The organism is Variovorax sp. KBS0712, from assembly GCF_006323185.2.
Taxonomy (GTDB): Bacteria; Pseudomonadota; Gammaproteobacteria; order Burkholderiales; family Burkholderiaceae_C; genus Variovorax; species Variovorax boronicumulans.
The window spans coordinates 502,892-527,821 of the sequence record NZ_VCCD02000004.1 but is presented as its reverse complement, the minus strand read 5'-3'; the positions used below and the strand labels follow the sequence as shown (position 1 = coordinate 527,821).

Annotated in this window: 23 protein-coding genes; 16 read left to right on the top strand and 7 right to left on the bottom strand. The window is 68.8% G+C overall.

The window, feature by feature from the left end:
• The first annotated feature begins 130 nt into the window (after nucleotides 1–130).
• From FFI97_RS30660 to FFI97_RS30635, 6 genes are all read left to right on the top strand, one after another.
• On the top strand, nucleotides 131–1,027 hold the full coding sequence (locus FFI97_RS30660) for a LysR family transcriptional regulator (RefSeq protein ID WP_062476092.1): 897 nt from the start codon (nucleotides 131–133) through the stop codon (nucleotides 1,025–1,027).
• An 85-nt stretch (nucleotides 1,028–1,112) separates the two neighbouring features.
• A complete protein-coding gene (locus FFI97_RS30655) occupies nucleotides 1,113–1,562 on the top strand; it encodes an acyl-CoA thioesterase (protein ID WP_062476095.1) in 450 nt (149 codons plus the stop codon).
• Between the two features lie 88 nt (nucleotides 1,563–1,650).
• Nucleotides 1,651–2,139 (top strand): phasin family protein, encoded by a 489-nt coding sequence (locus FFI97_RS30650; RefSeq protein WP_062476098.1) that lies wholly within the window; start codon nucleotides 1,651–1,653, stop codon nucleotides 2,137–2,139.
• Nucleotides 2,140–2,265: 126 nt separating this feature from the next.
• Nucleotides 2,266–2,976, top strand: a complete 711-nt coding sequence (locus tag FFI97_RS30645) for a TetR/AcrR family transcriptional regulator (protein ID WP_062476101.1) — start codon at nucleotides 2,266–2,268, stop codon at nucleotides 2,974–2,976.
• Between the two features lie 7 nt (nucleotides 2,977–2,983).
• Nucleotides 2,984–3,832: a hypothetical protein gene (locus FFI97_RS30640; RefSeq protein ID WP_172438466.1), complete on the top strand. Its 849-nt coding sequence runs from the start codon at nucleotides 2,984–2,986 to the stop codon at nucleotides 3,830–3,832.
• A gap of 81 nt (nucleotides 3,833–3,913) precedes the next feature.
• A complete protein-coding gene (locus FFI97_RS30635) occupies nucleotides 3,914–4,171 on the top strand; it encodes an acyl-CoA-binding protein (RefSeq protein ID WP_062476104.1) in 258 nt (85 codons plus the stop codon).
• A gap of 4 nt (nucleotides 4,172–4,175) precedes the next feature.
• Here the strand turns inward: FFI97_RS30635 and FFI97_RS30630 are convergent, their stop codons facing one another.
• Nucleotides 4,176–5,414 (bottom strand): CaiB/BaiF CoA transferase family protein, encoded by a 1,239-nt coding sequence (locus FFI97_RS30630; protein ID WP_139704247.1) that lies wholly within the window; start codon nucleotides 5,412–5,414, stop codon nucleotides 4,176–4,178.
• Between the two features lie 307 nt (nucleotides 5,415–5,721).
• On the opposite strand from FFI97_RS30630, the gene FFI97_RS30625 reads away from it, so the two are divergent.
• From FFI97_RS30625 to FFI97_RS30595, 7 genes are all read left to right on the top strand, one after another.
• A complete protein-coding gene (locus tag FFI97_RS30625; RefSeq protein ID WP_062476111.1) occupies nucleotides 5,722–6,615 on the top strand; it encodes a helix-turn-helix domain-containing protein in 894 nt (297 codons plus the stop codon).
• Nucleotides 6,616–6,734: 119 nt separating this feature from the next.
• Complete coding sequence (locus tag FFI97_RS30620) at nucleotides 6,735–7,655, top strand: ABC transporter substrate-binding protein (protein ID WP_139704245.1); 921 nt, start codon at nucleotides 6,735–6,737, stop codon at nucleotides 7,653–7,655.
• A gap of 49 nt (nucleotides 7,656–7,704) precedes the next feature.
• Entirely contained in the window at nucleotides 7,705–9,222 is a 1,518-nt protein-coding gene (locus FFI97_RS30615; protein WP_139704308.1) for a sugar ABC transporter ATP-binding protein, read from the top strand.
• Nucleotides 9,219–10,199, top strand: a complete 981-nt coding sequence (locus tag FFI97_RS30610) for an ABC transporter permease (RefSeq protein ID WP_139704243.1) — start codon at nucleotides 9,219–9,221, stop codon at nucleotides 10,197–10,199. The genes FFI97_RS30615 and FFI97_RS30610 overlap by 4 nt, the downstream gene beginning before the upstream one ends.
• A 43-nt stretch (nucleotides 10,200–10,242) precedes the next feature.
• Nucleotides 10,243–11,388, top strand: coding sequence for an alcohol dehydrogenase catalytic domain-containing protein (locus FFI97_RS30605; RefSeq protein ID WP_139704242.1), 1,146 nt, complete (start codon nucleotides 10,243–10,245; stop codon nucleotides 11,386–11,388).
• Nucleotides 11,385–12,911, top strand: a complete 1,527-nt coding sequence (locus FFI97_RS30600; RefSeq protein WP_139704240.1) for an FGGY-family carbohydrate kinase — start codon at nucleotides 11,385–11,387, stop codon at nucleotides 12,909–12,911. Before FFI97_RS30605 ends, FFI97_RS30600 begins: the two co-directional genes overlap by 4 nt.
• A 294-nt stretch (nucleotides 12,912–13,205) precedes the next feature.
• The gene (locus tag FFI97_RS30595) at nucleotides 13,206–13,943 is read left to right on the top strand and encodes an SDR family oxidoreductase (protein WP_139704238.1); all 738 of its coding nucleotides are present in this window, start codon (nucleotides 13,206–13,208) and stop codon (nucleotides 13,941–13,943) included.
• 15 nt (nucleotides 13,944–13,958) lie between these two features.
• Here FFI97_RS30595 and FFI97_RS30590 read toward each other — a convergent pair whose 3' ends face one another.
• The 3 genes from FFI97_RS30590 to FFI97_RS30580 are packed head-to-tail and all read right to left on the bottom strand — an operon-like array spanning nucleotide 13,959 to nucleotide 17,465.
• Complete coding sequence (locus tag FFI97_RS30590; protein ID WP_062476134.1) at nucleotides 13,959–14,273, bottom strand: polyhydroxyalkanoic acid system family protein; 315 nt, start codon at nucleotides 14,271–14,273, stop codon at nucleotides 13,959–13,961.
• The gene (locus FFI97_RS30585; RefSeq protein ID WP_139704236.1) at nucleotides 14,266–15,405 is read right to left on the bottom strand and encodes an aminopeptidase; all 1,140 of its coding nucleotides are present in this window, start codon (nucleotides 15,403–15,405) and stop codon (nucleotides 14,266–14,268) included. Before FFI97_RS30585 ends, FFI97_RS30590 begins: the two co-directional genes overlap by 8 nt.
• Nucleotides 15,405–17,465, bottom strand: coding sequence for a molybdopterin-dependent oxidoreductase (locus FFI97_RS30580; protein WP_139704234.1), 2,061 nt, complete (start codon nucleotides 17,463–17,465; stop codon nucleotides 15,405–15,407). The genes FFI97_RS30585 and FFI97_RS30580 overlap by 1 nt, the downstream gene beginning before the upstream one ends.
• A 58-nt stretch (nucleotides 17,466–17,523) precedes the next feature.
• Here FFI97_RS30580 and FFI97_RS30575 point away from each other — a divergent pair, with 58 nt between their 5' ends.
• Nucleotides 17,524–18,657: an ABC transporter substrate-binding protein gene (locus FFI97_RS30575; RefSeq protein WP_095950737.1), complete on the top strand. Its 1,134-nt coding sequence runs from the start codon at nucleotides 17,524–17,526 to the stop codon at nucleotides 18,655–18,657.
• A gap of 148 nt (nucleotides 18,658–18,805) precedes the next feature.
• Here the strand turns inward: FFI97_RS30575 and FFI97_RS30570 are convergent, their stop codons facing one another.
• Genes FFI97_RS30570 through FFI97_RS30560 form a run of 3 tightly spaced genes read right to left on the bottom strand, consistent with a single transcriptional unit; the run spans nucleotide 18,806 to nucleotide 22,354 of the window.
• Nucleotides 18,806–19,900 (bottom strand): M14 family metallopeptidase, encoded by a 1,095-nt coding sequence (locus FFI97_RS30570; protein WP_139703932.1) that lies wholly within the window; start codon nucleotides 19,898–19,900, stop codon nucleotides 18,806–18,808.
• Nucleotides 19,897–21,105 (bottom strand): M20 aminoacylase family protein, encoded by a 1,209-nt coding sequence (locus tag FFI97_RS30565; protein ID WP_139703934.1) that lies wholly within the window; start codon nucleotides 21,103–21,105, stop codon nucleotides 19,897–19,899. Before FFI97_RS30565 ends, FFI97_RS30570 begins: the two co-directional genes overlap by 4 nt.
• Before the next feature lie 55 nt (nucleotides 21,106–21,160).
• Complete coding sequence (locus tag FFI97_RS30560) at nucleotides 21,161–22,354, bottom strand: glycerophosphodiester phosphodiesterase (RefSeq protein WP_139703937.1); 1,194 nt, start codon at nucleotides 22,352–22,354, stop codon at nucleotides 21,161–21,163.
• A 110-nt stretch (nucleotides 22,355–22,464) separates the two neighbouring features.
• Between FFI97_RS30560 and argE the strand changes: the two genes are divergently transcribed.
• Both argE and FFI97_RS30550 read left to right on the top strand, forming a co-directional pair.
• Complete coding sequence (argE, locus tag FFI97_RS30555) at nucleotides 22,465–23,631, top strand: acetylornithine deacetylase (protein ID WP_095950723.1); 1,167 nt, start codon at nucleotides 22,465–22,467, stop codon at nucleotides 23,629–23,631.
• Between the two features lie 28 nt (nucleotides 23,632–23,659).
• The gene (locus FFI97_RS30550; protein WP_139703939.1) at nucleotides 23,660–24,883 is read left to right on the top strand and encodes a DUF445 domain-containing protein; all 1,224 of its coding nucleotides are present in this window, start codon (nucleotides 23,660–23,662) and stop codon (nucleotides 24,881–24,883) included.
• The last annotated feature ends 47 nt before the right edge of the window (nucleotides 24,884–24,930 follow it).

The following is a 24,930-nucleotide window of genomic DNA, read 5'->3' as shown; positions in this document are numbered from 1 at the left end:
GGGTCGGTGTCTCCGTTGGCGGCATTGTTGACCCGCACCACTATTTCCTCAAGACCGCGTGCCAATACACGGAATTCGAAATTTCGATAATGGTGTCTTTCGCCTTCAGGGCTCCCTCCCGCCTCACCCCATGTCCAAGCTCGATCTCGAATGGCTCGCCGTGTTCGACGAGGTCTACAAGACCGGCAACGTCACCAAGGCGGCCGAGCGCCTGGGCATGGCGCAGGCCGCGGCCAGCACGGCGCTGAACAAGCTGCGCGCGCACTTCGACGACCGCCTGTTTACCCGCACCGCGCAGGGCATGCAGCCCACGCCCCACGCCGAGCGCATCTACCCGAACCTGCGCGAGGCGCTGGCGCAACTGGCGCAGGCCCAGGGCAACCGCAGCAGCTTCGAGCCGGCGCGCGCGCAGCGGCGCTTTCGCATCTGCATGACCGACATCAGCGAGGTGGTGCTGCTGCCCGGCCTGCTCGACCACCTGCGCCATGCGGCGCCGGGCGTGCACATCGAGACCGAGATCATCTCCACCCACAGCGGCCGCCGGCTGCAGGACGGCGACGTCGACCTGGCCGTGGGCTTCATGCCGCAGCTGGACGCGGGCTTCTACCAGCAGGTGCTGTTCATGCAGAACTTCGTCTGCCTGGCGGCGCAGAACCACCCGCGCATCGGCGCCAAGCTCACGCGCAAGCGCTTCGAGGAAGAGGCGCACGCGGTGGTGTCCAGCTCGGGCACGGGGCACGCCATCGTCGACACCACCATCGCGCGCCTGGGCCTCAAGCGCAACGTGGTAGTGCGGCTGTCGAGCTTTTTGAGCGTGGCGCGCATCGTGGCCCACACCGAGCTGATCGTGGTGGTGCCGCGCATCCTGGGCAACGTGCTGGCCACGCAGGAGCCGGTGAAGGTGCTGGCGCCGCCCTTCACGCTGCCGGCCTACGCGGTCAAGCAGCACTGGCACGAGCGCTTTCATGCCGACCCGGGCAATGCCTGGCTGCGCCGCACGCTGGCCCAGCTGTTCAGCGGCAGCTGAACAGCGGCGGGCGGGCGCCAAAGGACGCCCGGGCGCTCGCATAATCGCGGCTCCCCACCCACAGCCCACAGAAAAAAGGCGCCCCATGTCTTCCATCACCCTCCGATTCCTGGCCGAACCCAGCACCGTCAACTTCGGCGGCAAGGTCCACGGCGGCACGGTCATGAAGTGGATCGACGAAGCCGGCTACGCCTGCGCCACCAGCTGGGCCAAGCGCTACTGCGTCACCGCCTTCATCGGCAGCATCCGCTTTCACCGGCCGATCATGATCGGCGACCTGGTCGAGGTCGAGGCCCGCCTGGCCTACACCGGCAAGACCAGCATGAACATCTCGGTCGAGGTGCGCAGCGGCGACATGAAGGGCGGCGTGATGGAAAAGACCACCGAATGCCTGATCGTGTTCGTCTCCGTCGACTCACACGGCCGGCCGCTGCCGGTGGAAGCCTTCGTGCCCGGCACGCCCGGCGAAATGGCACTGGCCGAGCGCGCCAAGGCGCACCTGGACGCCAGCCGCGCCGCCGGCGGCACGCCCTGATCCGGGGCGCGGGGATAGGCGGCGCGCCCTAACCACGGCGCGCCCGGGCGGCTAGAGTCGTGTGATTGCATCCCAAGGAACACACCGCATGGCCACCTCCCGAGACGACGACAGCAACGACAAGACCGACCGCATCAAGGACTCGGCCCAGCAGATCTGGCTGGCCGGCCTCGGCGCCTTCGCCAAGATGCAGCAGGAAGGCAGCAAGGCCTTCGAGGCGCTGGTCAAGGACGGCGCCGGCATGCAGAAGAAGACCCAGCAGGCCGCCGAAGAAACCCTGGCCCAGGCCCAGCAGCGCATGGCCGGCTTCGCCAGCGAGTTCGGCACCAAGGCCGCCGGCCAGTGGGGCAAGCTCGAGAACATCTTCGAAGACCGCGTGGCGCGCGCGCTCGAAAAACTCGGCGTGCCCTCGGCCGCCGACGTGGCCGCGCTGCAGGCGCGCGTCGAGGCGCTCGAAGCCCAGCTCAAGCAGCGCGACGCCAAGACCGCCGCCACGGCGCCCCGCAAGTCCGCCGCGCGCAAGGCCGCGCCGGCCCCCGCCGCCAAGAAGACCCTGCGCCGCACCAAGGCCGGCTGACATCGTTCTGTAATTGCGGCACTGCACAAAAATTCAGCGCCGCAAAACATGTCCCGCACCGTTCATGGTGCAGCGCACATGCGCTAGAGTGCCCCCAAGACCAAGAGAAACCACGGGGGCACCGACATGGCAAAGAAGGCGCCACGCCGCACTGCGCAACGCATCCTCGAAGCCGCATTGGATTTGTTCAACCGCTTCGGGGAACCGAACGTGTCGACCACGCTGGTGGCCGGCGAGCTGAACATCAGCCCCGGCAATCTCTACTACCACTACCCCGCCAAGGAAGAGCTGATCAACAAGCTCTACGAAGGCTACGAAGCAGAGCTCAACGAGCTGCTGCACGCCAGCGAAGGCGTGCACGACGTGGAGGACGCCTGGTTCTTCATGCACAGCCTCTTCGAGCTGATCTGGCGCTACCGCTTCCTGTACCGCGACCTCAACGACCTGCTGAGCAAGAACCGGCACCTGGAGACCCAGTTCCAGCTCGTGCTCAAGAACAAGGCGCGCGCCATCCGCCAGCTGATCGCCGGCCTGAGCCGCGCCGGCCACCTGGACATCGACGCGCACGAGGTCGACACGCTGGCCCAGAGCATGGTCGTCGTGCTGACCTACTGGCTCAGCTACGAGTACGTGCGCAACCCGCGCCAGGCGCTGGAGCCCGCGCACGCGCAGGGCGCGCTGATGCGCGGCGGCCACCACACGCTGCACCTGCTCGCGCCCTACCTCGCACGCGACCAGCGCCGCCACCTGCTGGCGCTGAGCAATGCCTACAACGGCGAAAGCGCCGCCAACAGCAACCCCAGCCCCGTGCCACCGACGGTCGATATGGCGGCCTAGAACATCCATGCCCCACTCCGATTTCAAACCGCTCTCGCTGCTGTCCGCCGGCCCTGCCGCGGCCACGGCCACCGCCGGCACCGAACCCTGGACGCCCCTTCCCTACCCCGACGTGCCCCGCTACGACGCGCGCAGCCTGCTCGCCCACTGGCAGCGCCTGCACGCCGGCCACGCGCTGCCGCCGCCCGCGCCTGACGCGCCGCTGGCCGAAGGCTGGGCGCTGTACCACAGCGGCGAGTTCGAACGCGCCGCCGCCCTCGGCTTGCGCCACGGCCCCGACGGCCTGGCGCTCGCCAACCAGGCGACCGCCATCTACGCCAACTACCTGGAGCCGCGCGAGGCCGTGCGGCTCGCCATGTTCCGCCAGGTGATCGAACGCGCCGGCGCGCAGGTCGCGGCCGAACCCGACAACTGCCAGGCGCTGTACTGGCAGGCCTACGCGCTGGGCCGTTACAGCCAGGGCATCAGCGTGGCGCGCGCCCTGGCGCAGGGCCTGGGCACCAAGCTCAAGGGCGCGCTGGAGCACGTGATCGAGCTGCAGCCCGAGCACGGCGACGCGCACCTCGCGCTGGCCGCCTTCCACGCCGAGGTGATCGACAAGGTCGGCGCGCTGGTCGGGCGCATGACTTACGGCGTGCGCGCCGAAACCTCGATCGAACTGTTCGAGCGCGGGCTGGCGCTGCACCCGCAGTCGGCGGCCGGGATGATGGAGTACGCGCGTGCGCTGCTGATGCTGCACGGCGAGTCGCGCCTCGGCGAGGCGAACGGCTTGTACGAGAAGGCGGCGGCGCTGACGCCGGCGGATGCGCGGGAGCGGTTGGATGTGGAGCTGGCGCGGGCGGGGCTGACGGACTGAAGGGCCTGCAAGCTCACGATTGGTACCACTTGGTACCAATCCATTTAAGATGCGCGGTTTCTGACCTTCTTCCCGACCGCCATGTCCGACCTCAACGCCCAATTCGAAGCCGCCCAGGCCAACTCCAAGCTGCTGGCCGAGCGCCCCGACAACCCGACGCTGCTGAAGATCTACGCCCTGTTCAAGCAGGCGACCGAAGGCGACAACACCGCCAAGAAGCCCAGCTTCAGCGACATCGTCGCGCGCGCCAAGTGGGACGCGTGGACCGCCCAGAAGGGCGCCACGGCCGACGAAGCCAAGCAGAAGTACATCGACCTGATCGAGTCCCTCCGAGGCTGACCGATCAGCCGACGATCCCGCGTTCCTGCAGCGCGGTGATCTGCTCGGCACTCAGCCCGATCTCCTCCAGCACCGCCTGCGTATCCGCCCCCAGCGCCGGCGCATTGCGCCGGTGGCCGGCCGGCGTGAGCGACAGCTTGGGCACGAAGCCGGGCACCGCGAGCGCGCTGCCGTCGGGCATCTTCACCTCCTGCAGCATGCCGCGCGCGGCGTAGTGCGGGTCGGCCGCGATGTCGGCGATGGTGTAGATGCGCCCGGCCGGCACGTGCGCCGCATCGAGCGCGGCCAGCACCTCGGTCACCGTGCGCTGCGCGGCCCAGTCGCCGATGGCGGCATCGAGCATCCCGACCTGCGCCACGCGCCCCGTGTTGCCGGCCAGCGCCGGGTCGGCTGCGAGGTCCGGCCGGCCGATGCAGGCCATGAGCCGCTTGAAGATGCTGTCGCCGTTGCCCGCGACGATGGCGTAGCCGCCGTCCGCGCAGCGGTAGGCGTTGGTGGGCGCAATGCCCGGCAGCGCGCTGCCGGCGGCCTCGCGCACCGCGCCGAATTCGGCGTACTCGGGCAGCAGGCTTTCCATGCAGTTGAAGACCGCCTCGTACAGCGCGACGTCGACCACCTGGCCCCGGCCTTTGGGAAATTCGGCGCTCACGGTGGCGTGGCGATGCTGCATGGCCATCAGCACGCCGATCACGCCATGCAGTGAGGCCAGCGTGTCGCCGATCGACACGCCCACGCGCACCGGCACGCGGCCCGGCTCGCCCGTGAGGTGGCGCAGCCCGCCCATGGCCTCGGCCACCACGCCGAAGCCGGGGCGGTCGCGGTAGGGGCCGGTCTGGCCGTAGCCGCTGATGCGCAGCATCACGAGCGCGGGGTTGGCGGCCAGCAACTCGTCGGGCCCCAGGCCCCAGCCTTCCATCGCGCCGGGGCGGAAGTTCTCGACCAGCACGTCGGCCTCGGCCGCGAGCTGGCGCACGATGGCCTGCGCCTCGGGCTGGCGCAGGTCCAGCGCCAGCGAGCGCTTGTTGCGCGACTGCACCTGCCACCAGACGGAAGTGCCGTCCTTCAGCAGCCGCCAGGTGCGCAGCGGATCGCCTGCGCCGGGCGGCTCGATCTTGACCACGTCGGCGCCGAAGTCGGCCAGCGTGCGCGCCGCGAAGGGGCCGGCGATCAGTTGCCCGAGTTCGACGACCTTGAGGCCGGCCAGCGGGCCCGCGGCCGGAGGGGAAAGAGAGCTTTGCGTCATGGCTTGCGAGTGTGCCGTGCCGCTCCGGATACCGCGTCGGGCCGGGAAAACACCTATGAAATCTTGACACGGCACGACGCGCCTCTTTTGCACTGCAGCAATTGCACTCCCGCACGCGCCACGCCCCGAGGAGAAAGGGGTTTGCTGCAGCGCAGCGCGTCGTCGCGCCCCTCACGACCGGGCAGGACCACGACTCAAAAAAGTATCAGTTGCGCACCCCAACGCTGGTTGTTGGCATCCGGAGCGATTCGTACAGTCCGCCTCACCCCCACCCGGGGCCACCACCACAGAGGAAAGACTGCCGGCCATGCAACCCGATCTGGAAATCGTCGAAGTCCAAGGTGACGAATCGTTCACCGCCTGGGCGCACGGCTATCCGTATCGCACGGTGCGCTGGCACTTCCACCCCGAGTACGAGATCCAGCTGATCGTCGAGACCCAGGGCGTGTACTTCGTGGGCGACCACGTCGGCCACTTCGAGCCGGGCAACCTCGTGTTCATGGGCCCCGACCTGCCGCACAACTGGATCAGCGACGTGCCCGCCGGACAGAGCGTCGAGCGCCGCGGCATCGTGATCCAGTTCCCGGCCGCGCTGGTGCGCAACATGGCGGCCACCTTCCCCGAGTTCCGCCGCATCGAGCCGCTGCTGGCCGAGTCGGCCTCCGGCCTGCTCTTCTCGGCCGCCACCGCCGCTGCGGCCAAGCCGATCATGGAAGCGCTGCTCGAGGCGCGCGGGCTGCGCCGCGTGGTGCTGCTGCTGTCGCTGTTCGAGCTGCTGGTGGCCAGCGACGACCGCCAGCGGCTGGCCAGCCCCGCGTTCACGCCCGACCCCAAGGCCTTCATGTCGCACGCGATCAACAACGTGCTGGCCCACATCGCCGCCAACCTGGGCGACGAACTGCGCGAGCCGATGCTGGCCGAGCTGGTGGGCCAGAGCCCGAGCGCGTTCTCGCGGTCGTTTCGCAAGCACACGGGCCAGTCGTTCGTGCGCTACGTGAACCGGCTGCGCATCGGCCGCGCCTGCGAACTGCTCGCCAACAGCGACAAGCCCGTGCTCGACGTCTGCATGGACGTGGGCTTCAACAACGTGTCGAACTTCAACCGGCAGTTCCTGCTGCACAAGCGCATGCCGCCGACCAAGTTCCGCCATTTCCATCGCATGCAGCTCGCTGCTTCGCGCGCCGCCAACAGCCCGCCGTAGCGCGCCGCCCCGTGTTCCCCGCGTCGTTCCTGGCGCGGCGCACTTCGCGCCGCGCAGGGCGCCCCTTTGCCCGCGTTTTTTGCAGACCGTCACACAACCAACCTCAAGGAGACAACCCCATGAAGAGCCTTCTCAAAGCCACCGCCCTCGTCGCCGCCCTCGCCTGCGGCACCACCGCCGCACTGGCACAGGCGCCCAAGCAGCCGCTGCGCATCGGCATGACCTTCCAGGAACTGAACAACCCCTACTTCGTGACGATGAAGCAGGCCCTGGAAGAAGCCGCCGCCAGCATCGGCGCCACCGTGGTCACCACCGATGCGCGCCACGACGTGGCCAAGCAGATCGGCGACGTGGAAGACATGATCCAGAAGAAGATCGACATCCTGCTGCTGAACCCGACCGACTCGGCCGGCGTGCAGTCGGCGGTGCGCTCGGCCAAGAAGGCCGGCGTGATCGTGGTGGCGGTCGATGCCAACGCGCAGGGCCCGGTCGATTCGTTCGTGGGCTCCAAGAACCTCGACGCCGGCCGCCTGGCCTGCGAGTACCTGGCGAAGAACATCGGCGAGAAGGGCGACGTGGCCATCCTCGACGGCATCCCGGTCGTGCCGATCCTGGAGCGCGTGAAGGGCTGCCGCGAGGCGCTGGCCAAGCACCCCGGCATCAAGGTCGTGAGCACGCAGAACGGCAAGCAGGAGCGCGCCACCGCGCTCACCGTGACCGAGAACATCCTGCAGGCCAACAAGAACCTCAAGGGCGTGTTCAGCGTGAACGACGGCGGCTCGATGGGCGCGCTCGCCGCCATCGAGGCCAGCGGCAAGGACGTGAAGCTCACCAGCGTGGACGGCGCACCCGAGGCCATCAAGGCGATGCAGAAGGCGGGCTCGAAGTTCATCGCCACCACCGCGCAGTACCCGCGCGACCAGATCCGCCTGGCCATCGGCATCGCGCTGGCCAAGAAGTGGGGCGCCAACGTGCCCGCGGCCGTGCCGGTCGACGTGAAGCTCATCGACGCCGAAGGCGCCAAGACCTTCAGCTGGTAAGTTGCCGGACGCGCCGCCCGTGACCGTCACGTACGAACCACCCCGGGAGATGCTGCGGCTGGAGGGCGTGTCCAAGCGCTTTCCGGGCGTGAAGGCCCTGTCGAACATCGACCTCTCGGTGCGCCACGGCGAGGTGCACGCGCTGCTCGGCGAGAACGGCGCGGGCAAGTCGACGCTGATGAAGATCCTCGGCGGCATCCACCGGGCCGACGAGGGCCGCATCGTCATCGACGGCACCGAGTGCCACTTCGCCGGCTACGGCGACGCCATCGCGGCCGGCATCGGCATCATCTTCCAGGAGTTCAGCCTGGTGCCGTACCTGAACGCGGTGGAGAACATCTTCCTGGGCCGCTACCTCTCGAACCGCTTCGGCCTCATGGACCAGGCCGCGATGCAGCGCGAAGCCCGCGCGGTGTTCGACGAACTGGGCGTGCAGATCGACCTCGGCGTGCCGATCTGCCAGCTCTCGGTGGCGCAGCAGCAGTTCGTCGAGATCGGCAAGGCGCTGTCGCTGAAGGCGCGGCTGCTGGTGCTCGATGAACCCACCGCCACGCTCACGCCCAACGAGGCCGAGCACCTGTTCAAGGTGATGCGCGCGCTGCGCGCCAAGGGCGTGGCGATGATCTTCATCTCGCACCACCTCGATGAAATCTTCGAGGTGTGCGACCGCATCAGCGTGCTGCGCGACGGCGCCAACGCCGGGCATGCCGACGTGGCCGCCACGACCGTGGACGCGCTGGTCGAGATGATGGTGGGCCGGCGCATCGAACAGAGCTTTCCGCCCAAGCCGCAGCCCGCACCGAACAGCCGCAAGGTGCTCGAGGTGCCCGAGATCCAGCTCGTGAAGGACGGCCCGGTCAACCGCTTCGACCTGCACGCGGGCGAGATCCTGGGCTTCGCGGGGCTGGTGGGCTCGGGACGCACCGAACTCGCGCTGGGCATGATGGGCGCCGACCGCGCGCACCGCAAGACGGTGCTGCGCAACGGCCAGCGCGTGCGCCTGGCCGACCCGACGCAGGCGCTCGCGAACGGCATCGGCCTGCTGCCCGAAAGCCGCAAGGTCGAAGGACTGATCACCGACTTCACGATCCGCTTCAACATCTCGCTGAACAACCTCGGTCGGCACCGCCGCGCGGGCGTGGTCGACACGGCATCGGAGAAGCGCGCGGCCGATGAACTCTCGCGCCGCGTGGGCGTGAAGGCGCCCGGCATCGACACCCGCGTGGCCACGCTGTCGGGCGGCAACCAGCAGAAGGTGGTGATCGCACGCTGGCTCGGCCATGACTGCGAGGTGCTGATCTTCGACGAGCCCACGCGCGGCATCGACGTGGGCGCCAAGGCCGAGATCTACCAGCTGATGCGCGAACTCACGCGCCAGGGCAAGTCGATCCTGATGATCTCCAGCGAGCTGCCCGAGATCGTCGGCCTGTGCGACCGCGTCGCCGTGTTCTCGGGCGGCGCCATCGTGGCCACGCTCACGGGCGACGCGATCAACGCGGGCGAAATCATGCGCCACGCGACGTCTTCTTCTCCCTCCCTTCCCTCTTCCTCCGGGAGCCCCCCATGACTGCCACCGCCACCCATCCCACGCCGCCGGCACCCGCGGGCGGGTTCTTCACGCAGCTGCGCCGCTCCACGGCTTTCCTGCCGCTGGTCGGCCTGGTCGCCATTTCGGTCTTCATGATCGTGGCGACCGACAACTTCCTCTCGGTGAGCAACCTGCAGAACATCGCGCTGCAGTCGTCCATCAACGCGATCATCGCGGTGGGCATGACGGCCGCGATCCTCACGGGCGGCATCGACCTCTCGGTGGGCGCGGTGGTGGCGCTGTCGGGCACGCTGGCCTCGGGGCTGATGGTGCACTTCGGCCTGCCGCCCGTGCTCGCCGTGCCGCTCGGGCTCGGCGTGGGCGCGGTGATCGGCCTGTTCAACGGCTACTGCGTGGCCTACCTGCGCATGCCGCCGATCATCGTGACGCTGGCCACCATGGGCATCGCGCGCGGCATCGCCTTGATCTACACCGGCGGCTACCCGATCGACGGCCTGCCCGAGTCGTTCGCCTTCCTCGGCAGCGGCACGCTCGCGGGCCTCAAGGTGCCGATCCTCATCATGCTGGCCACCTACCTCGTGGCCTACGTGCTGCTCAACATGGCGCCCTTCGGCCGCTACGTGTACGCCATCGGCGGCAACGAGGAAGCCACGCGGCTGTCGGGCGTGCGCGTGTCGCGCTACAAGCTGCTGGTGTATGTGCTCAGCGGCCTCACGGCCGCCATCGCGGGCATCGTGCAGGCCGCGCGCGTCACCAGCGGCCAGCCCGGCGTGGGCGTGGGCTTCGAGCTCGACGCCATCGCGGCGGTGGTGATGGGCGGAACGTCCATCGCGGGCGGCCGCGGCGCCATCGTGGGCACGCTGGTCGGCGCGCTGCTGCTGGCGGTGCTGAACAACGGTCTCAACATGATCGGCGTGTCGCCGTATCTGCAACTGATCATCAAGGGCGGCATCGTCTTGCTCGCCATCTTCATCAGCCGCGAGGCCCGCCGCTGATCTCTTCCCCGCTTCTTCGTACCTCCCTCGACTCAAGGAATCCATGTCGTATCAAAAGCTCCAGCCCGGCGCCTCGGGCGCCATCGGCGAACTCGCCGCCATGCAGGCCGTCGTCTGCCACGGCCCCAAGGACTACCGCCTCGAAAACGTCGCGATGCCGACCATCGGCCCGAACGAACTGCTCATTTCCATCGCGGCCTGCGGCATCTGCGCGTCCGACTGCAAGTGCCACTCGGGCGCGAAGATGTTCTGGGGTGGCGACGGCCAGCCCTCGTGGGTCAAGGCGCCAGTCATTCCCGGCCACGAGTTCTTCGGCTACGTCGAGGCGCTGGGCGAAGGCGCGGCCGAGCACTTCGGCGTGGAGAAAGGCGACCGCGTGATCGCCGAGCAGATCGTGCCCTGCGGCAAGTGCCGCTTCTGCACCTCGGGCAAGTACTGGATGTGCGAGGTCCACAACATCTTCGGCTTCCAGCGCATCGTGGCCGACGGCGGCATGGCCGACTACATGCGCCTGCCGCCGACCTCGCGCGTGCACAAGATCCCCGACGGCATCTCGCTGGAAGACGCGGCCATCATCGAACCACTGGCCTGCGCGATCCACACCGTGAACCGCGGCGAGCTCCAGCTCGACGACGTGGTGGTGATCGCGGGCGCCGGCCCGCTCGGCCTGATGATGACGCAGGTGGCAGCGCTCAAGACACCGAAGAAGCTCATCGTGATCGACCTCGTGCCCGAGCGCCTCGCGCTTGCGAAGCAGTACGGCGCCGACGTCGTCATCAACCCGAAGACCGAGAACGCCGACGCCATCGTCAAGGGCCTCACCGAAGGCTACGGCTGCGACGTGTACATCGAGACCACCGGCGCGCCCATCGGCGTGACGCAGGGCCTGGACATGATCCGCAAGCTCGGCCGCTTCGTCGAGTTCAGCGTGTTCGGTTCGGAGACCAGCGCCGACTGGTCGATCATCGGCGACCGCAAGGAGCTCGACGTGCGCGGCGCGCACCTGGGCCCGTATTGCTACCCGGTCGCCATCGACCTGCTGGCGCGCGGGCTCGTCACCTCGAAGGGCATCGTGACGCACGACTTTCCGCTGACCGAATGGGAGCACGCCTTCGCGCTGGCCAACTCGCTCGACTCGATCAAGGTGCTGCTCAAGCCTGCACCGCAGGCGTCGGGCAGCGCGGCATGACGTACGTCATCGGCGTCGACATCGGCACGCAAAGCACCAAGTGCCTGCTGGTCGGCATCGACGGCAAGGTGCTCGCGCAGGCGAGCGTGGCCTACCAGCCCGAGACGCCGAAGCCGCTGTGGGCGCAGCAGGACTGCGAGGTCTGGTTCGACGCCGTGTGCGAGAGCGTGCGCGCCTGCGTGGCGCAAGGCGGCATCGCGGCCACCGACATCGCTGCGCTGTGCGTGAGCAGCCTCTACGGCGGCGCGGGCATCCCGGTCGACGAGGCCATGCGCCCGCTGCACCCCTGCCTCATCTGGATGGACCGCCGCGCCACCGCCGAGGTCGACGCGGTGAACGCCACGGTCGACGTGGCGCGGCTGCAGGCCATCACGGGCAACGGCGTCGACAGCTACTACGGCTTCACCAAGATGCTGTGGCTGCGCGAGCACCGCCCCGAGGTGTGGGCAAAGACGCACCACTTCCTGCCGCCCAACAGCTACATCAACTGGCGGCTGACCGGCCAGCTCGCGGTCGACCACAGCTCGGCCGGCAACATCGGCGGCGTGTACGACGCGGCGCGGCGGCGCTGGTCGGCGCAGGCGCTCGACATGCTCGGCATTCCGGCGCGCATGATGCCGCCGCGGCTCGTCGAATCGAGCGAGGTCGTGGGCCACCTGAGCGCCGAGTGGGCCACGCAGCTGGGCCTGCGCGAAGGCATGCCGCTGATGGCCGGCGGCGTCGATGCGGCGGTGGCCACCTTCTGTGCGGGCGTCACCGGCAGCGGCGACCATGTCGCGATGATCGGCACCAGCATGTGCTGGGGCTTCGTGAGCCCGACGGTGGACGCGCGCCACCAGCTCATCACGATGCCGCACGTCTACCGCGGCGCGGACCGCAGCTACGTGTTCGGCGGCGCGATCACGGCCGGCGCGGCCGTCACCTGGTTCCGCGAGGCCTTCTGCCAGGCAGAAGTAGCCGAGGCTGCGCGCACCGGCGAAGACGCGCACGCCCTCATCGAACGCCGCGCGGTCGACGTGCCGCCCGGCGCCGACGGCCTGGTCTTCCTGCCCTACCTGATGGGCGAGCGCAGCCCGATCTGGGACGCGCAGGCCAAGGGCGCCTTCCTCGGCCTCTCGCTCGCGCACAGCCGCGCCCACCTGTACCGCGCCGTGCTCGAAGGCGTGAGCTTCGCGCTGCAGCACAACATCGAGGCCGGCCGGCGCAGCGGCCAGCCGCTGGACGACCGCCTGATCGTGGTCGGCGGCGCCGCGCATTCCGACCTGTGGATGCAGATCGTGGCGGACGTCACGGGCTACCGCGTGTTCACGATCGAGGAAGAGGTCGAGGCCGCCCTCGGCGCGGCGATGCTGGCGGCGCTCGGGGCCAGGCTGGTCGACGCGGCCACCGCCGAGCGTGGATGGGTCACGCTGGTGGAACGCGCGCGGCCCGAGCCTGCGGCGCAGGCGGTCTACCGGGAGCGCTTCGAGATCTACACCTCGCTGTACCCGGCGCTGCGTGATGCGATGCATCGGTTGGGATGACGCATGCGCTGTTCAGGGCGACGCTCCCGCCGACGCGGTACCTTGCTCCGCGAATGTCCCCCGGGCTTCGCCCTCCTCCTTGATTTCGCTGCGCAAGGCACCGCATCGACGTGAGCGTGGGCAGTGCGGTCGTTGATCGGCTGCACACCAGCGCCGCTTCCCGTGCGCAGGACACTGGGTGCTTCCCGCAGCGAAATCAAGGAGGAGGCCGCAGGCCGGGGGACATTCGCGGAGGGAAGTACCCGGTGGCCTGTGCACGCGCCCTGAACCACAACCTTTGATGAGCAGAACACCATGACACCTACCTTCGACTTTTCAGGCAAGCGCGCCCTCGTGACCGGCGCCAGCAGCGGCATCGGCCGCGCAGTCGCAGCGCAGCTCGCCCACTCAGGCGCACAAGTCACAGCCGTAGGTCGCAACGCCGACGCGCTGGAAGCATTACAGGCCGAGTCCGGCTGCTCGCCCTTGGCACTCGACGTGGCCGACGTCGCCGCACTGGAAAAGGCGCTCGCCCCGCTGCCCGCGTTCGACCTCGTAGTGAACTGCGCCGGCACCACACGCATCGAGCGCGCCATCGACCTGCAGGCCAGGAGCTTCGACGCCGTGATGGCCGTCAACGCACGCGCCGCGGCGCTCGTGGCCGCGCGCTGCGGCCGGGCCATGATCGCGGCCGGCATGCGCGGCAGCATCGTCAACGTGTCGAGCCAGGCCTCGCTGGTCGCGCTCGACGCCCACCTTTGCTACAGCGCCTCGAAGGCGGCGATGGACGCCATCACGCGTGCGCTGTGCCTCGAATTCGGGCCGCACGGTATCCGCGTGAACAGCGTGAACCCGACCGTCACGCTCACGCCGATGGCCGAGCAGGCGTGGTCCGATCCGGCCAAGAGCGCGGCAGCGCTCAAGAACATTCCGTTGGGACGTTTCGCGCAGGTCGAGGAAGTGGTCGCGCCGATCTTGTTCCTGCTGTCCGACGGCGCGGCGATGGTCAGCGGCGTGGCGCTGCCGGTCGATGGCGGCTACACCATCGCCTGAAGAAGAGTCTCCGCCTCAGGCGAAGCGGGTGCCGCCCTGCGGCGCGTCGAGCAGCGCGTCGAGGTTGCGCGAGATCTTCTGCTCGATCTGGTCGCTGAAGCTGCTGAACAGGAAACCCAGTGTCGCCTCGAGCCGGAAGGTGTCGGCCGTGACCTCCACCGTGCCGTCGATGCCCGCACGGCTGAACTGGGCCCGGTCGCAGTCGGTGCCCTCGGTGTAGGTGCATTCCAGACCGTAGTCCTGCTCGACCTGATGCACCCATTGGCGCGCGACTTCGCGGGCGCCGGCAATGCCCAGCGTGTGGTTGCGTTCGATTTGGATGTCAGGCACCGTCGTCTCCGTTGTTGTCGTGTGTGCGGCCGTGGCGCGCATGGGTGTGCAGGATACCCGTGGCGGCCTGCAGGGCGCTGCGGCGCTCCTCCGTCGTGGACAGCGCGGCAATGCGCCGCACCGCAGTGTAGAAGCGCGGCCAGTCGCGGCCCTCGCGTTCGAACAGCGCTTCGAAGCCCGGCACCAGGTCGTCGTAGGCGCCCTGCGCACCGAAGGCCGCGTTGTTGGCGCGCGCCACCCAGCCGTCGTAGGCGTTCTGGCGCGGACCGGTCCACGCCGCCTTCAGCGCGGTGTAGCGCTCGCGAAAGTCGGCCATGGCGGCCTGCTTCTGCGCTTCGACCTTTGTCCAGTCTTTCGCCTTGGCTTCGGGCGATTCGTACACCTGCGTGAGCGCGCGGCGCGTGTTGAGCGCGAGCGCACGGAAGTCCTGTCGCTGTGCATTGAACTGCGCGTATTCGGCGCGCGCCGCCTCACCGGCTTCGCGCTGCAGCCACATCGCGCCGCCGATGCGCTCGACGGCCGTGGCGTACGACTCGTTGAACACCGTGTCGCCCGGCACATAGAGCACCTGGTGCGCCAGCTCGTGGAACACGATGCGCGCCAGCTCGCCCTCGGGGTAGCCGATGAAGGTGGACAGCAGCGGATCGCCGCCGGCCCAGTTCATCCAGCCCAGCGTGGAGTAGGCCGGCACGGGGTACACGGCCACTTCGAGGCCGTTCGTCTTCTGCGCCTCGGCCTCGGTTTTCGCGGCGGCCTCGTCGTAGTAACCGCGATACCCCACGCAGCCCGCGACCGGGAAGCACCAGCTCTTGAGCGTGAGCGAGTACGGCGGCGCGGCCACCACGTTCCACACGGCGGCGGCGCGGTGCAGGTCGGCGTACGAGGTGTAGCTGGCGTTGTCGGGCAGGCCGAGTTCGCTCGACGCGAAACGGCGGATGCGCTGCGCGAGCTCAAGCTTGGCCTTGAGCGGCGCGCCCACGGCCGGGTCGGCCAGCCATTCGGGCACGGGCTTGGCCGCGCGCAGGATGTCGAGGTGGCCGTTGGCCGATTGCCAGTAGTAGCCGAGGTCGGCGCAGCCCGTCAGGAAAAGCGCGCCGGCCAATGCCAGCGCGGGCGCGCGCAGCCGTCGCATCACGCCTTTTCGACCTGCACCAGGCAGTCGTAGAAGGTCGGACCGCGGCCGATGTCGGTCAGGCGCTGGCTGGTCAGCTCGTTGACGTTGGTGCCATCCATGCCCAGCTTGCGCCACCAGATGCCCATGCCGTGCACCACGCCCTGGCGCGCGCGGCGCGACACCTCGGCGCGGCAGCGGTGCTCACCGCGCTGGTTGAACACGCGCACCGTGGCGCCGTCCTCGATGCCGCGCGCGGCGGCGTCGTCAGCGTGGATCTCGAGCAGCGGCTCGACCTCGATGGCGCGCAGGCTGGTCACGTTGACGAAGGTCGAATTGAGGAAGTTGCGCGCCGGCGGCGAGATCATGGCCAGCGGGAACTCGGTCGAGCTGCCGGCCGGCTCCCAGTTGGGCACGTGGTCGGGCAGGCCGTCCATGCCCATGGCCTGCAGGCGCTCGCTGAAGAATTCGCAGCGGCCCGAGGGCGTGGGGAACGTGCCTTCGGCGAACGGCGCCTCGGCCAGCTTCAGGCTGGTGAAGCCTTGGGCGCGCAGCTGGTCGAAGTCGATCGCCTTCTCGGCGAAGGCGGTGCGGCACAGCGACTCGTCGCTCTCCGAAAAGCAGGGCTCGTCGAAGCCCAGGCGGCGCGCCAGTTCGCGGAACACCCAGGCGTTGCTGCGGGCCTCGCCGCGCGGCGCCACGGCCGGGCGGTTCAGCAGCACGTCGGTGTGGCCGTAGCTGCAGTGGATGTCCCAGTGCTCGAGCTGCGTGGTGGCGGGCAGCAGGTAATCGGCGTAGTCGGCGGTGTCGGTGCGGAACTGCTCGAGGACCACGGTGAACAGGTCTTCGCGCGCGAAGCCCGCCACCACCTTGGCCGACTCGGGCGCCACCGCCACCGGGTTGCTGTTGTAGACCACGAGGGCCTTCACGGGCTTGGTGGTGTCGAGCAGCGCATCGCCGATGGTGCTCATGTTGATCGTGCGCGGCTTGCGCCCGGCCAGCAGGTCGGAGCGCTGCAGCGCGGCGCGGTCGACCGGGTAGTGGCCCGAGCTGCTGAGCAGCAGGCCGCCCGCGCGGTCGCGCCAGGCGCCGACCAGCGCCGGCAGGCACGCGATGGCGCGCGCCGCGTTGCCGCCGCCGCGCACGCGCTGCATGCCGTAGTTCAAGCGGATCGCGGCGGGCTTGGTCGTGCCGTAGGCCTGGGCCAGCGCCACGATCTGCGCCTCGGGAATGCCGCAGACCTCGGCCGCGCGCGACGGCGGCCATTGCAGCGCGCGCTCGCGCAGCTGCTCCCAGCCCAGCGTGTGGTTGGCGATGTAGTCGTGGTCGAGCCAGTCGTGCACGATGAGTTCGTGCATGAGCGCCAAGGCCAGCGCGGCGTCGGTGCCGGGCAGCAGCGCGATGTGCTCGTCGCACTTGTCGGCGGTTTCGGTCTTGCGCGGGTCGATGCATACCAGCCGTGCGCCGGCGCGCTTGGCGGCCTGGGCGTGGCGCCAGAAGTGCAGGTTGCTGGCGATGGAGTTGCTGCCCCAGATGAGGATCAGCTTGGCCTCGGCAAAGAACTCGATGCGCATGCCGACCTTGGCGCCCAGCGTGTAGACCATGGCTTCGCCGCCCGCCATCGAGCAGATGGTGCGGTCCAGCAGCGAGGCGCCCAGCTTGTGGAAGAAGCGCCGGTCCATCGACTCGCCCTGCACCAGGCCCATGGTGCCCGCATAGCTGTAGGGGAGAATTGCTTCCGGTTCCGACTGCAATCCCCGAAGATGCGCGGCGATGTCGTCCAATGCCGTCTCCCACGAGACGGGCTCGAAGCGGCCGCTGCCCTTGGGACCGACGCGTTTCAGGGGCTGCACGAGCCGCTCGGCATGGTCATTGCGTTCGATGTACCGGGACACCTTGGTGCACAGCACGCCGCCAGTGTGCGAGTGGGCGGGGTTGCCTTGCAGCTTCACCGCCACGCCGTCCTTGACGGTGGTGACGAGCGCACAGGTGTCGGGGCAATCGTGCGGGCAGGCGCCCAGCACCGTGGAGGGTGCGGAGGCGTCGGGCGTGTCGAGGAGGGAATCCGTTGCGTGGGCCATCGGACAAGTCTAATTTGAGTATCAACACACAGGGCAGAGGGAGGATTTCACCATGACGATGCAATTGAATCGCAGGCATTTTTCGATCGCCACGGCGGCCGCCGCCACGCTGGGCGGCTTCGGCATCGCCCGGGCGCAGGGCGACACGCCGCTGGTGCTGGGCCAGTCGGCGCCATTCACGGGGCCGGCGGCGCAGCTGGGCATCCAGTTCCACCAGGGCGCCAAGCTGTTCCTGGACCAGTACAACGCCCAGCCGGGCCAGCGCGACGTGGTCATCAAGAACCTGGACGACGGCTACGAGCCCGACCGCTGCGCGGCCAACACGCAGAAGCTGATCGGCGAGGACGTGTTCGCGCTGTTCGGCTACATCGGCACGCCGACCAGCCTGGCCGCGCTGCCGCTGGCGGTGAAGGACAAGGTGCCGTTCATCGCGCCGTTCACGGGCGCGATGTCGCTGCGCGAGCCTTTTCACCGCAACGTGTTCCATCTGCGCGCTTCGTACAACGACGAGACGGCATTGATGGTGAAACAGCTCACCCACCTGGGCATGAAGAAGATCGCGGTCTTCTACCAGAATGACGCCTACGGCAAGGCCGGCCTGGACGGCGTGACGCTGGCGCTGGCCCAGCAGGAACTCAAGCCCGTGGCGCTGGCCACGGTGGAGCGCAACTCGGCCGACGTGGCCGCCGCCGTGAAGACGATCATGGCGAGCCAGCCGGCGGCGGTGGTCCAGGTCGGTGCCTACAAGGCCTGCGCGGCGTTCATCCGCGAGATGCGCAAAGCGGGCTACGGCGGCGTGTTCTTCAACCTCTCGTTCGTGGGCACGCAGGCGCTGGCGGACGAGCTGGGCAAGGAGGCGGCGGGCGTGATGGTCACGCAGGTGGTGCCCTCGCCCTACAACCAGGCGAATGCGCTGGCCCGCGAGTTCACCGAGGCGGTGCGCAAGGCGGGCGGCGGCGCGAGCGCCAATTTCTCGAGCATGGAAGGCTACCTGGCCGCCAAGGTGCTGACCGAGGGCCTGCGCCGCGCACCGGGCGGCAAGGGCACGCGCGACGGACTGATCGCGGGGCTGGAAAGCATCGAGCGGCAGCAGTTCGGCGGCTTCGAGGTGTCGTTCTCTTCGAAGAGCCATGTGGCTTCGAAGTTTGTCGAGCTGTCGATGCTGACGGGGGATGGGCGGGTGCGGACGTAGGCCCTGTTTTCGCGCTCTTGTTCAGGGCGCGTGCCCAGGCCACCGGGTACTTCCCTCCGCGAATGTCCTCCGGCCTGCGGCCTCCCCCTTAATTTCGCTGCGGGAAGCACCCAGTGTCCTGGGCACGGGATGCAGCGCTGGGAAGCGGTCAGGTGGAGAGGCCGTCCACCGCCTGGAACATCGCCTGCCGCGCCTGGCTCACGATCTGGCCACGCCAGGCGTCGCTGTCCGTATAGAACGCCTCCACCATGCGCGCGCGGATGCCGTCGGCCAGGTCGGCGGGCGCGTCCGGGTGCTTGTGCAGCCAGTGGTCGGCGCGCAGGGCGCCGGTTACCTCGAGCATCGGCAGCGTGCCGTATTCGAGCGCGATGCCGGTGTACTCGGCCTGCGGGCACTCTTCGTACACGGCGTCCCACATCAGGCCGCGCAGCAGCGCCGAGGTCGAGGAACCGTCGTAGATCGAGGTGACGGGCGCCGCCGGCGTGCCCCACCAGGCGTTGGCGCGGGCATAGGCGACTTTGTCGTCGCGGCAGGCAAAGATGCGCTCGCCCAGGCCGTTGGGGCCGAGGCCCGTGTGCAGGTCGATCCAGGCCAGGCGCTTCGCATGGCCTGCATGGCGGCGCAGCACGCTGCGGATGGTCTTGTTGCTCCAGGTGGGCGCCTTGCCGCCGAAGAACAGGCCGTCGTCGAACTGGTACTGGCCACTCGTCACTGCCGCCTGGTAGGCCGTAGCGCCGTGCTTCTCGATCCACTTCTCGATCGCGGCCTGGTTGTCCGGCGTCGGCGGCCAGGTGTCGGGCAGCAGCAGCGGATGCAGCTTGGCGTAAGGCTCGTTCACCGGCACGGGCTTCGAGAAGTCGAGGAAGTTGCGGTTCAGGTCGACGTTCTCGTGCGTCACGCGGCGGCCGTACGAAAAGCCGTGCGGGTTCAGCGCATGCACGTACAGCACGGCCACGCCCTGCGCCTTGGCCTTCTCGCGCCATTCGGCGTCGTGCAGCGCGAACACCTGCACGCCGCTGCCGCAGTGGCCTTCGACGCCGTGGCAGGCGCTGGTGACGACCAGCAGCCGCTCGGCGTTGGCATCGCCGTCGAGCGCCACGTCCATCGACAGCTCTTCGCCGTCACGGCCCTTGAGCGGGTGCGCATGCGGCTCGACCGTGAGGCCGGCGCTGACGCAGCCCTGCAGGAACTTCTGGCGCGCCTGGGCGTAGCGCGGCGAAAAGGCCTCGCCGATGCCGATCATGCCGCTGCGCCGCCGGTGCCGGGCTTCAGGAACTGCTCGGCGATCTGCACCCAGCAGGTGGCGCCCAGCGGAATGAGGTCGTCGTTGAAGTCGTAGCTGGCGTTATGCAGCGTGCACGGGCCTTCGCCGTGGTGCACATCGCGGTGCGAGCCGTCGCCGTTGCCGATGAAGGCGTAGGCGCCGGGCTTGGCCTGCAGCATGAAGGCGAAGTCTTCCGAGGTCATGGCGGCCTCCTGCTTGAGCACGTTCTCGGGGCCGACGATCCCGCCCATCACGCGGCGCGCGAAGTCGGCCTCGGCCTCGGTGTTGATGGTCGGCGGGTAGTAGCGCTCGAAGCGGAACTCGCAGGTGGCGTCGTGCGCGGCGCAGATGTGCTCGCTGATCTGCTTCATCTTGGCCTCGATCATGTCGAGCACCTCGAGCGAGAAGGTGCGCACGGTGCCCGACAGCTCGCAGTTGTCGGGGATCACGTTGTTGGTCTCGCCGGCGTGGATGGTGGTGACCGAGATCACCGCCGAGTCGGTCGGCTTCATCTTGCGCGTGAGGATGGTCTGGAAGGCCTGCACGATCTCGCAGGCGATCGGCACCGGGTCGATGCCGGTCTGCGGCAGCGCGGCGTGGCCGCCCTTGCCGACCACGTTCACATGGAACTTGTTGCCCGAGGCCATCACCGGGCCGGGGCTCACGGCGAACTGGCCGGCCTTCATGCCGGGCCAGTTGTGCATGCCGAAGACGGCGTCCATGGGGAACTGCTCGAAGAGCCCTTCCTTGATCATCTCGCGCGCGCCGCCGCCGCCCTCTTCGGCCGGCTGGAAGATCAGGTAGACGGTGCCGTCGAAGTTGCGGTTTTTCGCCAGGTGTTGCGCCGCCGCGAGCAGCATCGCCGTGTGGCCGTCGTGGCCGCAGGCGTGCATCTTGCCGTGGTGCTGGCTGGCGTGGGCGAAGGTGTTGAGCTCGGTGACGGGCAGTGCGTCCATGTCGGCGCGCAGGCCGACGGCGCGGGTGCTGGTGCCGTTCTTGACGATGCCGACCACGCCGGTGGTGCCCAGGCCGCGGTGGATGGGAATGCCCCATTCGGTGAGCTTGCCTGCCACCACATCGGCGGTGCGGACTTCTTCGAAACAGAGTTCAGGGTGGGCATGAAGGTCACGCCGGACGGCCGCGATGCCGGCCGCCTGCGTGACGAGCGAGTCGATGAGTTTCATAAGACACAGTCTAGGCTTTGCGCCCAGCGCCGCAAAGACCGTGCCGGGCAAACCCTCAGCGGCCGATGCTCTTGAGGTACTCGGCGCGCGCGGCCAGCGCGGTGTCGGTGAAGTCGGTGAACACGCCATCGACGCCGAGCTTGTAATAGACCGCGTATTCGTTCTTGCCGTCCTTGTTGTAGTCGGACGCGAGCCGGCGCGACTCGTTACGGAACGTGAAGGGGTGCACGAACAGGCCCGCCTTGTGGGCGTCGGCGATCAGCGTGGTGGGGGCCATCGAGGTGGCGTCGGCGTCGTTGATCTTGCCGTCCTTGTTGACGTCCACCACCTTGCCGTCGGCGCCCACGGTGCCCTTGACGCTCACGATGTAGCGCTTCCAGGGGCCGATGCCGTCGGCGTAGGTCTTGATCTCGGCCAGCCCGGCGGGCGTGACCATGACGTCGAAGTTGCGCTTGTCGCCGGCCTTGGTCCACTCGTAGGGGCGGTCGACCGGCACGGCGTAGGTCATGGCGCCGGTCTTCATGTCGATGCCGTCGCCGTCGATCAGTTGGATGAGCCGGGTGTTCAGGCCCTTGCTCTTCATGTACTTGAGGCTGCCGGGCTCGAACGACTGCACGTAGATGGGCGCGGTCTTGCTGTTCCAGCCGGCGGCGTTGATGGCGGCGATGACCTTGTCTTCCATGGGCATGCCCAGGTCGCGGAAGTAGGTCGGGTTCTTGGTTTCCGGGTAGATCGCGATGGTGCGGCCGGTTTCCTTCGTCTTGGCCTTGGCGAAATCGATGATCTCCTGGAAGGTCACGACCTTGAACTTGCCGTTGAATTCCTGCGGGCGCTCCGCGTCGGTCGAGATGCCGCCCAGGGTCTTGATCTCGGCCAGCGTGAAGTCGTTGCTGAACCAGCCGGTCTGGGTTTCGCCGTCGACCTGGATGGTCTTCTTGCGCGAGGCGAAGCGGGCGTGCTTGGCCACGTCGGTGCTGATCGCCAGGTTGGGGTCGTGGCGGGCGATGAGCACGCCGTCCTTGGTGGAGACCAGGTCCATCTCGATGACGTCGGCGCCCAGCTCGATGGCGCGCGCGTACGACTCCAGCGTCTGTTCCGGCAGGTAGCCCGAGGCGCCGCGGTGGGCGATGACCAGCGGCGGGTTGCCGTCCAGCGTGAGCAGCTTGTTCGCCGCCGGGCCGGTGGTGCCACAGGCGGCCAGGCTCAGGGCGGCCGCGGCGGTCAGGGTGATCTGCAGGGACATGCGCATGTTGTCTTCTCCATCCAAACAAAGAAAAAAGAGGAGGCAGGCTACCCGCTGCGCGTGACAACGCCGATACCCATCTGCGCGGGCGTTCAACTTCCCGGACAATCTGTTGCATGCAGCACACGCTTTCTCCCCAGAGCCTCTTGATGGCGCAAACCTTGGTTCGCATGAACACAGTGAGCGCAAACAGCAACCTCGAGCTGATCGACTTCGCCCAGGCGCACCTCGCGGCCCTCGGCGTGAAGAGCCGCATCACCTACAACGCCGAGCGCACCAAGGCGAACCTGTTCGCCACGCTGGGCGAGGGCAAGCCGGCCGGCGTGATCCTCTCGGGCCACACCGACACGGTGCCCTGGGACGGCCAGGCCTGGAGCGTGGACCCGCTGTCGGCCGTGGTGCAGAACGAGCGCCTGTACGGGCGCGGCTCGGCCGACATGAAGAGCTACATCGCGATCGCGCTGGCCAATGCCCAGCGCTTCCTCGAGGGCGACGCGCCCTTCGCCGTGCACTTCGCCTTCACGTATGAAGAAGAGATCGGCTGCTTCGGCGTGCGCGAACTCATCGCCGACATGCGCGACGCCGGCATCAAGCCGCTGGCCTGCATCGTGGGCGAGCCCACCAGCATGGTGCCGGCCATCGCCCACAAGGGCGTGTACCGCTACAAGTGCTGCGTGCGCGGCAAGGAGGCGCATTCGTCGCTCACGCCGAAGTCGGTCAACGCCATCGAGATGGCCGCGCGCGTGATCGGCAAGGTGCGCGACATGGCCGAAGATTTCGAGCGCAGCGAGCCGCGCTACGACGGCTTCGACGTGCCCTTCAGCACCGCCAGCGTGGGCCAGTTCCACGGCGGCATCGCCGACAACGTGGTGCCGCGCGACGCCGAGTTCCGCTACGAATTCCGCGACCTGCCCACGGCCGACGCCAAGCGCATGCAGTCCGACGTGCTGGCGTACGCCGCGAGCATCGAGCCCGCCATGAAGAAGGTGGCGCCCGACGCCGGCTTCAAGTTCGAAACGATCTGCGAGATTCCGAGCTTCCTGGGCGCGGCCGGCGATCCGGTCACGCTGCTCGCGCAGCGCCTGGCCAGCGAAGACCGCACCACGCTGGTGGCCTTCGGCACCGAAGCGGGCCTGTTCAAGAACGCCGGCATCCCCACCGTGGTGTGCGGCCCCGGCAGCATCGAGCAGGCGCACCAGCCCGACGAGTTCGTGAGTCTTGAGCAGCTCGCGCGCTGCGAGCTGTTCATGGAGCGCCTCGCGACCTCGCACACCATTGGCTGAAGACCACGGCAGCGGCGCACTGCAACGCATGAAACGCGTCGCGCTCGGCCTGCTGTGCGCGGCGGCGGCGCTGTATGCGCTGGCCAGCGCGCTGCACGGCCAGCACCCGGCCTGGGGCTACGTGGCGGCCTTTGCCGAGGCCGCGATGGTCGGCGCCATTGCCGACTGGTTCGCGGTGGTGGCGCTGTTCCGCCACCCGCTGGGCCTGCCGATCCCGCACACGGCGATCATCCCGAGCAACAAGGACCGCATCGGCGCCAAGCTCGCGGGCTTCATCTGCGACAACTTCCTGAGCACCGCCCAGGTGCTGGCCAAGCTGCGCCAGTTCGACGCGGCAGGGCGCATCGCCGAGTGGCTGGCCCGGCCCGCCAGCGGCGAGCGGCTCGGCGAATGGGGCGTGGCCGCCACGCGCTACGGCCTGACCGCCTTCGACGACGAACGGGTGCGCGACTTCATGGGCCGCGCCGCCGCGACCGGCCTGGCCAAGATCGACCTCTCGCGCCTCACCGGCCAGGCGCTGGACGCGCTCACGGCCGGCGGGCGCCACCAGGCGCTGCTCGACGACGTGCTGCAGCAGGTGGCCGAGCTGCTCGACGGCGACGAGGTGCAGGCGCACATCACCGAGGCCATCGCGCGCGAGATCAAGACGCTGCGCTACGTGGGCCTGGACCAGGTGGCGGCCAAGCTCGCCACGCGCAAGATCGTGGCCGCCATCGCGCGCACGCTGGCCGAGCTGGCGGCCGAGCCCGACCACCCGATGCGCCGGCGCTTCGACCATTTCGTGGACGACTTCGTGGTGCGCCTGAAGCTCGACCCCGAGTTCCAGCAGCGCGGCGAGCAGATCCGCGCCGAGCTCATTGCGCACCCCGCGCTGGGCGACTACCTGCACGGCCTGTGGGGCGAGCTGCTGGGCTGGCTGCACGACGACCTCGGGCGCCCCGACTCGACCATCCGCCAGCGCATCGCCACCATGGCCGGCGCGCTGGGCCAGCGGCTGCAGAACGACGCGGCGATCCGCGCCTGGATCAACGAGCAGCTCGAGGCCGCCGCGCCGGCGGCCATCGAGCGCTACCGCGAGGACATCCGCCGCTACATCGAGGAGCGCGTGGGCGAGTGGAACGCGCACGAGATGACCGACGAGCTCGAGCGCCACATCGGGCGCGACCTGCAGTTCATCCGCATCAACGGCACGCTGGTGGGCGGGCTGGTGGGGCTGCTGATCCACACGGTGACGCAGCTGCTGCGCACCTGAAGCTGCGGGTTATCCGCAGCGGACGAAAGTCCGCTTCTTGTCCCGCG